The organism is Amycolatopsis sp. NPDC051061, assembly GCF_040682935.1.
Taxonomy (GTDB): Bacteria; Actinomycetota; Actinomycetes; order Mycobacteriales; family Pseudonocardiaceae; genus Amycolatopsis.
The window spans coordinates 64109-76541 of the sequence record NZ_JBFBBZ010000037.1; the positions used below are offsets into that span (position 1 = coordinate 64109).

Below are 12433 nucleotides of genomic sequence, written 5' to 3' on the forward strand. Positions count from 1 at the left end.
GGTGCGCTGACCGGTGAACGGCTTGGTGGGCGAGGTGTCCGACACACACCGCCCACCAAGCCGTCGTCTTCATGAAGGGGTTGTTGACGTTGTACACCGCCATCGACGCAGCCATGCTCCGGATCGCCGCTCAACCATCCAGTGTGGACACTCAGGGCTGGCCGGATCTGACCGCCGGGACAGTGCTGCATTGGCGCGACTGGCTCAGCAGTGTCTGGTCGGACACGGCGTTCGCGCAGGCGGTGACCGCGTCCAGCCCGGGTCTCGCGCGGCGGGTCAGGTCGGTGTGCGGCGGACACGAGCAGCGGCCGCGTCGAGTCCGCAGCGCCGTGGAGTCGGTGCTGCGGTATCGGCTGCGGGCATCGAGTCGAGCCACCCCCTTCGGCCGATTCGCCGGGGTGGCACCCGCCGCGTACGGCGCGACCGCCAGGGTGCGGATCGGTCAGGACCACCGCCTGACTACCCGCGTCGAGGCAACGTGGCTATCCGGTGTGATCACCGAAATGGAGCAATGCCCGGGACTGGCCGAACGGCTGTCGGTCGTGCTGAACAACACGGCGATCCTGCGGGACGACCGCCTCGTGATCGGCCTGCGCCAAGCGCCGGGCCCGGCCGAAGCCCGCCTCGACCCAGCCGAGGTGTCGATCCGCCTCACGGCGGCCATCGAGCTCACCACCCACACGGCACAGACTCCCATCCAGCTGGCTGACCTCGCCGATCGGCTCGCCGCCACATATCCCGGCACCGCCACGCCGGTGATCACGGCAATGCTGCGCCAACTGGTCGAGCAGCGTGTCCTGATCAGCAGCCTGCGCCCGCCCGTGACCGTCACCGACCCGCTCGCCCACGTCCGCACAGTCCTGACCGACATCCGCGCCGAGGACATCCCGGCCTCGGCCAGCACGCTCGCCGCGCTGCGTGAACACGTCGGCCCCCACGATTCCGGCCCGGTCGATTTGCGTATGGACGCCGAGGTTGTCCTGCCCAAAGCGGTCGTCACCGAGGCCGCTCGGGCCGCGGGTGTGCTGGCGCGGCTGACGCCGCACCCGTTCGGTAATCCGATCTGGGTGGACTACCACGCCCGCTTCTTGGAGCGTTACGGCATCGGCGCGGCCGTGCCGCTGCTGGAGTTGGTCAACCCCGACATCGGCCTGGGTTTCCCGGCCGGATACCGAGATTCCCTGTTGGAGCGCCCGGCGCCGCGTGTGACCGACCGTGATGCCGCCGTGACACGGCTGGTCCAGCTCGCGGCCCTAGATCGTCGCGTCGCGGTTGCTCTCGACGACGCGGCGATCGCCGAACTGGAAGCCGCAGACGTGGCTCGGGCACAGTTCCCTCCACACACCGAACTCGCGGTCCGAGTCCACGCTCCAAGCCGGGCGGCGCTGGACGCCGGCGAGTTCGAGCTGGTCGTGTCGGGTGCGTTTCGGGCCGCCGGCACGACCACCGGCCGCTTCCTCGACCTGCTCGACACCGCCGAGCGGAGCCGCTTCATCCGGGCCTACGCCGAACTGCCCACGGTCAACGCCGCAGCACTACGGGTCCAAGCGTCCTGCCCGCCGCTCTATACCGACACCGAGAACGTCGCCCGCAGCCCGCAGATCCTGCCGGATCTGCTCTCGATCGGCGAGCACCGGCCCGAGATCGACGGTGTGCTGACGCCGTCGGACCTGCTGGTCGTCGGCGATGCGCACCGGTTGTATCTGTGGTCCCGTTCCCGGGCACGGCCAGTCGAGCCGGAAGTGTTCAGCGCGGTCGAGTTCACCAACTTCGCGCATCCGCTGCTGCGGTTCGTCTGCGAGCTCACGACCGCGCGGACCGCCGTGTGCCGGCCGTTCTCCTGGGGAAGCGCTGGCCAGCTGCCGTTCCTGCCCCGGCTGACCTACCGCCGTACAGTTCTATCGCCCGCCCGCTGGACGCTCACCAGCACGGACCTCCCGGACACGGCCGCGTCCTGGCCGGAGTGGACAACGGGGGTGCGCGGATGGCGGGAGCGGATGATGGTGCCAGCTGCGGTCTACCTCGGCGGCAACGACCAACGCGTTCTCCTCAACCTCGACGAGCCTGCGCACCTCTTCCTGCTGCGAGCCCAGCTCGACCGCCACGGCCGGGCCACCGTGCACGAAGGTCCTGCTGCCGAGGACTTCGGCTGGATCGACGGACATGCCCATGAGATCGTCGTCCCGCTGGCCACCACCCGCGCCCGGACATGGCCGGCGATCGCGGCGCGCATCACACCGATCATCGCCACCACCGCCGAGGACGACCACCTCCCCGGCGCCGGAAAGTGGCTCTTCTGCAAGCTCTACGGCCACCCTGATCGGCACACCGCCTTGCTCACCGCCCACCTGCGGGAACTGCTGTGGACGTTCGGCGGGCCGGTGCAATGGTGGTTCCTGCCCTATCGTGACCCTGACGATCACCTGCGTCTGCGCATTCGCCTGACCGGCCCCCGAGGCTTCGGCGAGGTGGCGACCCGGGTCGGCGGATGGGCTGCGGAGCTGCGTCGGAATGGGCTGATCGCGACGATGCAGCTCGACACGTACCGCCCGGAAACCGGCCGCTTCGGGCACGGTCCGGCGATGATCGCCGCGGAAGCGGTATTCGCCGCGGACTCCGCTGCCGCGCTCGCGCAACGCACCCACGTGAGCGGCCCGCAGTTCGCGGACGTCCGGGCGCTGACCGCTGCGAGCCTGGTGGACCTCGCTGCCGGGTTCACTGGCGACACGACGGCGGGTGCCGCGTGGCTGATCGAGCACATCGCCACCGACCCGATCGCCGCGCCCGCCCGCGCTGTCTTCGATCAGGCATTGCACCTGGCCAACCCGTACACCGACGCGGTACGCGGCCTGCCCGACGGCGAGCACATCATGGCGGCGTGGGAACGGCGGCGAGCAGCGCTGACCACCTACCGCGACACGCTCACCACCACCTCCGGCGCGCCCACTCCAGACGGCGTGCTGGCATCACTGCTGCACCTGCACTGCATCCGCACTTCCGGGATCGCCCCGGACCTCGAGCGGATCTGCCACCGCCTCGCCCGCACCGCCGCCCTGAGCCAGACCACCCGCCCGAAGGCTCGCTCATGAACTACCCCGACCCGTCGATGCTGGCCCTGGCCGACGACATCGCCGCAGCTCTCGCAGACCCACACACCGCCTTCGCCGCACACAACAGCATCGACCGCCCGCAACCGCAATCACTGGCCGGCGGCAGCGCCGGAATCGCGCTCCTGCACACCGAACGCGCCTTCGCCCACTCCAGCCGGTGGAGCACCGCACACGCGTGGCTGTCGGGCGCCGCAGCCGGCGACCTCAACGGCGGCTCCGGCTCGTGCCTGTTCTTCGGCGTACCCGCTCTGGCGTTCGTCACCCGGGCCGCGGCCGAGGGCACAGGTCGCTATCGGCGCGGCCTGGCCCAACTCGACACCGCAACTCATCAGCTGACCCGCGTCCGGCTCTCGGCCGCGCATAAGCGCATCGACCGCGGCGAACGTCCTGCGCTGGCCGAGTTCGATCTGATCCGCGGCCTCACCGGACTCGGCGCCTACCACCTGCTGCACTCGCCCGAGCACGCGACGACCACCGCGGTGCTGGCCTACCTGGTCCGGCTCACCGATCCCCTGCCCGACGCCGACGGGCTGCCGGGCTGGTGGACCGAGCACGGCCCGACCGGGCAGTCACCGGCCGACTATCCGGGCGGGCACGGCAACTTCGGCATGGCCCACGGCATCACCGGCCCGCTCGCCCTGCTCGCGCTCGCGCTGCGCCGCGGCATCCTCGTCGACCGGCACCGCGAGGCAATCGCCCGCATCTGCACCTGGCTGGACTGCTGGCAGCAACCCCATACCCACGGCCCGTGGTGGCCACGCACGATCACCGTCGCCGAAGCCCGCGACGGGCGGTGCGACCAGCCCGGCCCGCTGCAGCCGTCCTGGTGCTACGGAACACCCGGCATCGCGCGCGCCCAGCAACTCGCCGCGCTTGCCACCGGCGACACCGCCCGCCAGCAGACAGCCGAGACCGCCCTGCTCGGCTGCCTGACTGACCCTGCCCAGCTGTCGCGGATCATCGACCCCAGCCTCTGCCACGGCGCCGCCGGCCTGCTGCACACCACCTGGCGTGCCGCCAGCGACGCCGCCACCCCCGGGCTCGCCGGGCAGCTGCCGCCCCTGACCGCGCTTCTGCAGGCCCGGGTGCAGGCTGGGCCGCACAACGTCGAACTCCTGGAAGGACGTACCGGCGCGGCACTCGCCCTGCTCACCGCCGCCACCGGCACCGGCCCGCGATCACGCTGGGACTCCAGCCTGCTGCTCGCGTGAAACCGACCGGAGGACCAGCATGAACACCGCCGACGGCCCACCGCTCCAACCGGAAACACACTGGCAGCAGGTCACCGTCGAGTTCACCGACTACACCGCCGCCGAGAAGATCACCGCCGACCGGCTCCGACCAGTCATGAACACCGTCGCGAAGGCGTGGTGGTTCATCCGCAAGGCGCCGTGCTGGCGGCTGCGCTACCTGCCCGACCAACCCGACGCCGACGCTGAGGCTCGCCGCGTCGTCGCCCGTACGCTGGAGAACCTGCACGACAACGGCGGCGGGATCGCCAACTGGGTCGAGGCGATCTACGAACCCGAAATCCATGCCTTCGGCGGCAGCAGCGGCATGAGCGTGGCGCACATGCTGTTCCACAACGACAGCCAGCACATCCTCGACCACATGGCCCATCCTCGTGACCATCGGCGCGAACACACCGTCCTGCTGTGCAGCGTGATGCTGCGCGCGGCCGGACAGGACTGGTACGAGCAAGGCGACGTCTGGGCTCGCGTCGCCGAAAACCGGCCCCTGCCGCCCGACATCGCTCCGGAGCACCTCCGTCGCGTACAGGCGGGTCTTCTGCGGCTGATGACCGTCGATGCGAACCCGGACAGCCCGCTGGCCGGACCGCACGGTCAGCTCGCCGGGATCGGTGTATGGCTGAGCGCGTTCCACAACGCCGGCACCGAGGTCGGCACACTAGCCCGGGCCGGGAAACTCGAACGCGGCCTCCGGGCCGTCCTCGCCCACCACGTGATCTTTCACTGGAACCGAATCGGCCTGTCCTACGCCGAACAAGGCGTCCTTACCCACGGGGCGAAAGCGGTGGTCTTCGGACACTAACTCTCTGCAGGATTGTCCGCGCCCAGCAACCGGGCCAGCTGCGCCGGTTCGAGCAGATCTTCTACCGCAGCCCGGTATCGTGCAGCGCCTCTACCATCAGCGCCCAACCAGGGTGTCGTGAATATGGTCATCGAGTTCAGTCAAGAAATCTTCGGATCGCCATGGCCGGAGGTCGCGTCGAGCCAGCCGGATACGTTGAGCGGCGACTCGGCCACCCGTTGTGGCGGCAATGTCGACGGCTTTGTGCAGCAGGTCGACGCAAGCAGCTGGGTCACCGAGGCGCAGTCGCGCAAGCGCCAAGTCGGTGCTGACGATGCCGCGCTGGACAGCATCGCGCGACAACCGCAGTGCGGCAACCGACCGGCTGAGGCTGTCGTGCGCCTGGCCCGCGTCGCCTGCGTGGAGGGCGCACAGACCATCGAACCCCCTCAAGCGGTCGGCGTTGAACCCGCCGTGCGGATCATCGACGGCCAACTGCTCGACGGTCTTCCACGCTCGGTCCAAAGCAACAACTGCCTCGCGGGTCTGGCCAGCCCGAGCGCTGATTTCTGCGTGTACCGCGTGGGCGCGGGCCCGGACCGCGTAGCTGGGGCCCCGGTGCGCATCGACGGTCGCGGCGCGAGCAATCGTCCGAGCTGCGGCCAGGTCGTCGGTTGCATGCAAGGTCACCATGGTGTGGCTCGTCTGGATCGCGGCTCGATGGCTTCGGTCCGCGAGGTATCCAGCTGCTCGGGTCGCTTCGGTGTACAGAGCCATGGCTGCTTCGTCGTCTCGGGTCTCGAAGGCCAGGCGGCCGGCGAGCGAGTACGCAGCAGCGGCGAGCAGGTGCAACTCGCGGCGCGGCCCCACCTGGTCAAGCTCCAGGAACCGTCGGCAGGCCTCGACGATGGGCGCGAGCTGGAGTTGGAGGCGAACGAACGGCGCTCCGCCGATCTGGCCGTTGATCGCCGCGACCGACCCGTGCAGTCGGCTGACCACCTCATGGTCGAGCGTCGAGGGGTCGCGCTGGACCGCCCCGACAGTCGGCAGTGTCGCAGGGGCGAGCGCAACCAGCAGGTCGCCGCCATGATTCTGACCGCTCTGCGCGACGAGATCAACGAGATGCTGAATTCGCTGCGACGGGGTCCCGAAGTGACGAAGCGCGTCGAGCAGGGTCGCGAAGTCGGATCCAGGTCCGATCGCCAGGTCTCCGGCCGGGGTTCGAGCGTAGAGCTGCGCCAAGAGTAGCTGGTAGCGGTCGCCGGGGCTGGTTCGGTCGGAGACGCTTTCCCACCGGGCGACGGTGCGCTGGATGCTGGCGAGATGTCGGTTCATCAAGGAGGTGACCGTGAGCTGCTGCGCGGTATCCCGCAGTGCTCGAGCCAGGTCGGTCCAGGACCAGCCGCGCCTCTCACGCAAATGGCGCAGCAGGAGCGCTCCGGACTGCCGATCAGTCGTGGTCACAATGGTCAGTACACCATCCGGTCGGTATTAGACGGGCGCAATTAGCCGGGGCTTGCCCTGTTCGGCTGCGTAGTTAATTGTGTACCAGGTTCCGCTGGACGGGTCAGTGCCCCGCGGGAATCCGATGACGAAGCCGCTGCGGTCCACCATCCACCGGTTACGAGCGTGGTAGGCCACAGCGCTCAATCGGTCTGCACCCAGTTCCACAACCTCGACCAAGCGGCCGTCCTCCTGCCATCGGCGGATCGAGGCAGCTGCCACCGCGGGCTGGTCGGCTACCATGCAGGGCACAACGACGCTCAGCGACGCTTGGGTGAAGTCGGCCAGCCAGTCCAACGCGGCGGTGTCAATGCCCGCTGCGCCCCCCACATAGAAGTGAGCGTGCGGGTCGGCGAACGGCCGGAGATAGCTGTCGAAGATCCTGGATAGCTCAGTCTCGACAGAGAGCGAACGAGTACCAGTGATCGTTACGTGTCGGACCACGCGCGCCATCCTTCTCGCCGAATGTCACCAAATGTCATCTGCCTCGGACGCACTTGATCATGGTTTTCTGGACGCAGCTGCTACAGCGAAGATCATTCCTCGCTCGCTGCGGCCAACTGATCCTCCCCGCGACGAGCATGGTGATCACAGTGAGTCTGGCATTCCCAGATGGTCAACGGGCGTTCAGTCGTCGACGTCGACGACACGTGCGTCGTTTCTGTGGTGGCGGCTGCCTCGGTCCCGCTGGAACGGGCAGGTCGCGTTGCAAGCGACGTCGTGGCCGTCAGTCAGGAAGTTTTGATCAGCCCCATCCGGTCAGCCATTCCGCGCACCTCACGGGCCACGTTCTCCCGGCGGGCGCGGGCAAGCATCGTGGAGATGATCTCCCGCACAAACGGGTTCGTCCGCGTCCGAATTCGGCCGAGCTTCTCGGCGCGGACCAGGAGTGCCAGCACCTCCTCGTCGGGGCGGCGGATGCCGTACAGCGCGCGGGCGTGCTCGATCAGGAACGTGGTGCGGCGCGAGTCGATCGTCAGATCGGCCGGATCGAGCGTCGCAGCAAGGCTCGCGGCTTCAGCGTGATCGCCTCGCTCAAGCGCGGAGGAGATGCGCCACAGAACGACGTTGGCCGGGCCGAACAGCAGGAAGTTCCGGTTGCCGAACTCGACGTGCTCGGCCAGGCCGGCGGCCTCGTCGAGCGCCGCTGCCGCGTCCCCGCCCAATACGGACTCGGTGTATCCCGCGGTCAGCGTGAGCGCTCCTCGTACGTCGTAGGCGTCGGCGGGCACGTAGGCCAGCGCGCGTTCGGCGAGCTTGCCTGCTCGCTTGTGCGCGCCGAGACCGGACAGGGCCTGGGTGCGCGCGAACTCAGCGAGCGCTATCCAGCCGGGCTCACCGAGCCGGGTCGCGGCGTCATGGCCACGGTCCGCAGCGATCCACGCCAACTCGAAGGCACCCAGCCCTTTGGTCAGCAAAGCCGTGGTGTGCGTCGCCGTGACCAGCGACCGGAGAGCTTCCGGCTGGCCGACATGCGTGTGCAGGGCGCGCAGCAGTTCCGGGAGTCGGGCGCCGACCTCGGCATCCTGGTTAGCCTGCCGCAATGCGGCGAGCAGCTGCGTCTCCGACAGCAACTGATCGAGATCCCCGGTGGGTGGTTCGGCGCCGTCGAGGTCGGTGCTCAGCAGCGCGTCACGAATGGCGGGGATGGCGGTGTCGGCCTGCGGGTCGCGGATTTCCAAGCCGTCACCGGTGATGTCGGACAGGCTGACCCGCAACGCGTCGGCGATCGCGACAAGCGTCGACCGCTTATCGATCGCCTTGAGTTCATTCTCGATCTTGGACAGGTAGCCCTTCGACAACCCGGACAGGCCGGCGAGCTGGTCCAGGGACAGGCCGCGCCAGCGGCGGAGGCGACGGATCGTGGTGCCGATCGAGTCCATGGGTCCAGCGTACTCAGCCAGGTTTCCCAGCGGGAAACCTTTGTGACCTGCACCTTCGTACCGTCTCTCACTATGTGTAACCCGGCGTCTACCTGCTGGACCGTTGAGGGTGTCGATCCGCATGGTCGTTCGGCCGTTGTCGAGGTAGAGGTGCGCGACGACGGCCAGATCGCGCTCACCAGCTCGATGACATCGGCAGAACCGGTCCTTTTCAGTGCCAACGGAGCTGCCGAGCTGCGGAAGCATTTGGGCGCTGCCCTGACGATCTCCCTGCGTGAGGCGCGCACCACCGGCCGGGAGTCAGCGTCATGACGGGTGATGCTGGTCGTGACGTGGCGATGTTCGGGCGCGGTGCTGGGCGTCGCACCACGGACAGTCAAGTGCTCGGCGACGTGCTCCTCCGTCGCGCGGCGACCCGTGCTCCGCGGCGGTGGCCATCATGATCTGGCTTCTGGAGCGTCAACGCGAGCGGCGACGACTCGCTGTTATCCAGGCTCGGCACGCGATCGTCTCAATGCCGAACGTCCGCTGGTATGACCAGTACTCCGAGCAGCACGCCCACGCACAACTGCAGGACATCACCGCGACCGTTGACAGAGCACGGCGGCGCCTCCACGGCTCCTCGAATCAAACGCGTGCGTTGAAGTACGCCCACGCGCGGCTCATCGGGTTCCTGCAGGGGTGGGACGACGCTGAGCTGATCGCTCCGATCGAACTCCCCGCGATGTATCAAAGCCTCGCCGTCGCCCTGCACACGCTCGCCCTTCGGCTGGCCGACGAGGAGAACGGGCATCGGCACGCGCACCCGACGAAACCGTCCTCGATTGTGACGCCGCCTTCCAGCCCGGCCCGGACAGCCGATGCGCACACCTCCCTCCTGTCCGGTCCGCGCGCCTCGACCGCCAGTAGGCATCGCACCCGCGGCGGTCGAGGCGCTCCAGTCACCCCGATAACCGACCAACCAGGTGATCATGAACAACCCGTCAGTCTCGCCACGTATCGCAGGTCGCGCAGTGCCGATAGCTTCCGCGGTGGAACCCGCTGAGATCGCCTCGCCGGTCATGGGCTGGGTGCCCGGTGTCGTCGGCGCACGGCTGCGGCGCGGCGTCGAACTACCGAATAGACGGATCGTCGGCGAAACGGACCGCGTCGTCCACCTGATCCCGGTACCCGCCACTGAAACGATGCCTGAACACCTCACGGCCCTCTGCGACCTGGAGATCCGCCCCGGCGACGCCGAACACGTTGATGCCGGAACCGGTATGCCGTGCATCCCCTGCCTCAACGCCGTCCCCCGGCCAGACACCACCGGGGTCTCCGAAGCGGCGGACCCGCGATGATCGGGGTCGGTGTGACGGCGAGCCGGTCAACATCGCCGGACGTTGGAAGAACCCACGCCATCCGGTCCGACCGAGCCCGACGAGGAACGCGACGGACGGCCGCCGCCGCAGTCGGGGGACGCCGATGACGTCCAGCCCCGAGGACCGCCACGCCGACAGCCGGGACGCGCCCGAGCCGTCCGAATCGGAGCCAGCGGAGCTGGACTCCTTCGTCGGCCGCAGCGAGCTGCTCGACCGCGCCCGAGACCTGCTCTCCCGTCCCCGCACCCGGTTGGTGACGTTGACCGGCTTCGGCGGATTCGGCAAGACCAGGCTGCTGTACCGCATTGCCCACGACTTGACCTCATCGCGCAGCTACCGTGATGGCGTCGTCGTGGTCAGCCTCGTCGAACTGCGCGAAGGCGGCGACCGGCTGTATGGCGCGATCGCGGACGCGCTGGCGATCCAGGACAGCGCATCGCAACCAGGGCTGGACAGGCTCTGCGACTACCTCCGCGACCGGCAACTGCTGCTGATGTTGGACAACTGCGAACACCTGCTCGGCGAGGCGCCCGGTACCGGGCCGGTACCGACGCTGCTGAATACGCTGTTGTGCAAGGCCCGCGGCCTGCAGGTGCTGGCGACCAGCCGGGAGCGGATCGGCGTGCGTGGCGAGCGCCTGGTGCCGGTCCCCCCGCTGTGCGTCGGCGACAAGGACAGCTGCGACTGCGATGCCTGCGACGACGGTGTGCACGAGGCGCTGCAGTTGCTGATCGACAGGGCAGCGGAGCTGAATGTCACAATCCGTCAGAGCGACTATCCCGCCGCCGCGCAGCTATGCCGCCGGCTTGACGGCATCCCGCTCGCCCTCGAACTCGCCGCGGCAACGCTGCCCGGCAACGCCATGACCGTCCGCGCCCTCAACGAGCACCCCGACCTGCTGTCACTGCTGAACCACGGGACAGCCGGTCAGCACAGCCACCGCTCATTGGAGGCGATGGTGCGCTGGTCCTACACCCTGCTGCTCGAACCCCAGCAGAAGCTGTGGGTGGCGGTCAGCGTCTTCGAAGGTGCGTTCGACCTCGACGCCGTCAACGCGCTCGCGCACCACGTGGGCCTCGACCACACCACGGTGGAGTCACTCCTCGTTACGCTGGTCGGCAAGTACATCCTCAAGGCGGTGGAGCGTCGGGGCCGCCCGCATTACCGCATGTTGGAGACGATCCGCCAGTACGGCCGGCTGGTGTCGGGTCCCGACGATGACGACCAGCTGCGGCAGGCCCACACCTCCTACTTCGAGGCGCTGGCCGCGCAGGCAAGCCGCGAATGGCTCGGAACACAGCAAATCGAATGGATGATCCGACTCAACGAGTTCCGGCCGGACCTGATCGCAGTCCAACTGCGGCTCCTGTCCACGCCACAGACCCCCGAGCAGGGGCTGGAGCTGGCGATCCACGTGAGCCGGACCTGCGCGTTCATCTTCGGCGGCCGGCTCAACGAGAATGTCCGCATGCTCACCGCGGGACTGTCCCGCCACCGCGGCGATCCGAGCGTGAACCAGGTGGCGGCGCTGTCACTGGCAGCGTGGATCGCTCAGATTCAGGGCAACCAGGCCAGCGCCGACCCTTTGCTTGCCCAAGCCGAGGCCGCCGTAACCGCCCTCGAACTTGACGGCGCCTTCGGCCCGCTCGACACCGCACGGGCCACCCGGCTGTGGCTGGTCGAGCAGGACCCCGAACGCGCCCGCGAGTCGCTGGAGTTGTTCCGCCGCGCGGCGCACGCGTACGCGGCCGCCGGGGCCGTGGCGGACGAGTGGATGGCTCGTCTGCTCCTCACGATGTCGGCGGCGTCGTTGCACTGCCTGGACACCGCCAGGGTTGAGAGCGAGACCCTGCTGGCGGACGCCAGGGCTGCGCAAGCACCTTGGAGCATCTCCTGGGCTTTGTGGTCGCGGGCGCTGGTTGAGCTGCTGGAAGGAAAACCGCGCCACGCCGCCAACTCGGCGCAGAAGGCGTTTCGTATCCAGCGAGACGTCGGCGACGCGTGGGGACCGGCCTTGAGCCTGTGGCTGATCGCACTGATCGCCGCGCAGCTGGGCGACTACGCGACAGCCGCGAAGGTCCTGGGCGGCGCCCGGGCGCGCCAGCAGTCGGCCCAGGCCAGCGTGCTCGGGCTGCCATCGTTCCTGCGCCTGCAGCGGCTGGCCGAGACCGCGGGGCGGCAGGCGCTGGGTAAGGACTCGCGCGGCAACGACCTGTGGGACCGCTACGTCGCGGCCGGGCGGGACCTGTGCCCACCGGAGATGAACGCCCTGGCCCTCGCGCCGCTGGCAGCAGTACCCAAGCCCGGCGCGCTTCCCGATGGAATCACCCCCCGCGAATTCCAAGTCGCCGAGGCGATAGCCCAGGGGCAGACGAACGAGGCGATAGCTGCCCAGCTGTCGATGTCCCCCCGGACTGTCAGCACACACATCTCGAACCTCAACCGCAAGCTGGGCACGACGAGCCGGACCGGAATCGCCACGTGGTACCTCACCACGGTTGCCGGGAGCACGAAACCCGAACCGCCATGATGTCGCACGCGTCAC

The 12433-nt window shown here is 68.8% G+C and carries 9 protein-coding genes; 6 read left to right on the forward strand and 3 right to left on the reverse strand.

What is annotated here, in order from left to right; all coding sequences use genetic code 11:
- The first annotated feature begins 113 nt into the window (after nt 1-113).
- The 3 genes from AB0N03_RS37585 to AB0N03_RS37595 are packed head-to-tail and all read left to right on the forward strand — an operon-like array spanning nt 114 to nt 5162.
- Entirely contained in the window at nt 114-3089 is a 2976-nt protein-coding gene (locus AB0N03_RS37585) for a lantibiotic dehydratase (protein ID WP_364382455.1), read from the forward strand.
- Nucleotides 3086-4321, forward strand: coding sequence for a lanthionine synthetase C family protein (locus AB0N03_RS37590; protein ID WP_364382361.1), 1236 nt, complete (start codon nt 3086-3088; stop codon nt 4319-4321). Before AB0N03_RS37585 ends, AB0N03_RS37590 begins: the two co-directional genes overlap by 4 nt.
- Before the next feature lie 19 nt (nt 4322-4340).
- Complete coding sequence (locus AB0N03_RS37595; RefSeq protein ID WP_364382364.1) at nt 4341-5162, forward strand: thiopeptide-type bacteriocin biosynthesis protein; 822 nt, start codon at nt 4341-4343, stop codon at nt 5160-5162.
- A gap of 96 nt (nt 5163-5258) precedes the next feature.
- On the opposite strand, the gene AB0N03_RS37600 is transcribed toward AB0N03_RS37595, so the two are convergent.
- From AB0N03_RS37600 to AB0N03_RS37610, 3 genes are all read right to left on the reverse strand, one after another.
- A complete protein-coding gene (locus AB0N03_RS37600; RefSeq protein WP_364382367.1) occupies nt 5259-6605 on the reverse strand; it encodes a hypothetical protein in 1347 nt (448 codons plus the stop codon).
- Between the two features lie 27 nt (nt 6606-6632).
- The gene (locus tag AB0N03_RS37605) at nt 6633-7088 is read right to left on the reverse strand and encodes a hypothetical protein (RefSeq protein WP_364382370.1); all 456 of its coding nucleotides are present in this window, start codon (nt 7086-7088) and stop codon (nt 6633-6635) included.
- Nucleotides 7089-7375: 287 nt separating this feature from the next.
- Nucleotides 7376-8527: a helix-turn-helix transcriptional regulator gene (locus AB0N03_RS37610; protein WP_364382373.1), complete on the reverse strand. Its 1152-nt coding sequence runs from the start codon at nt 8525-8527 to the stop codon at nt 7376-7378.
- Nucleotides 8528-8966: 439 nt separating this feature from the next.
- On the opposite strand from AB0N03_RS37610, the gene AB0N03_RS37615 reads away from it, so the two are divergent.
- The 3 genes from AB0N03_RS37615 (at nt 8967) to AB0N03_RS37625 (ending at nt 12418) form a co-directional block, all read left to right on the forward strand.
- Complete coding sequence (locus AB0N03_RS37615) at nt 8967-9572, forward strand: hypothetical protein (protein ID WP_364382376.1); 606 nt, start codon at nt 8967-8969, stop codon at nt 9570-9572.
- The gene (locus AB0N03_RS37620; RefSeq protein ID WP_364382379.1) at nt 9559-9867 is read left to right on the forward strand and encodes a hypothetical protein; all 309 of its coding nucleotides are present in this window, start codon (nt 9559-9561) and stop codon (nt 9865-9867) included. The genes AB0N03_RS37615 and AB0N03_RS37620 overlap by 14 nt, the downstream gene beginning before the upstream one ends.
- A 124-nt stretch (nt 9868-9991) precedes the next feature.
- Entirely contained in the window at nt 9992-12418 is a 2427-nt protein-coding gene (locus AB0N03_RS37625) for a LuxR C-terminal-related transcriptional regulator (RefSeq protein ID WP_364382382.1), read from the forward strand.
- The last annotated feature ends 15 nt before the right edge of the window (nt 12419-12433 follow it).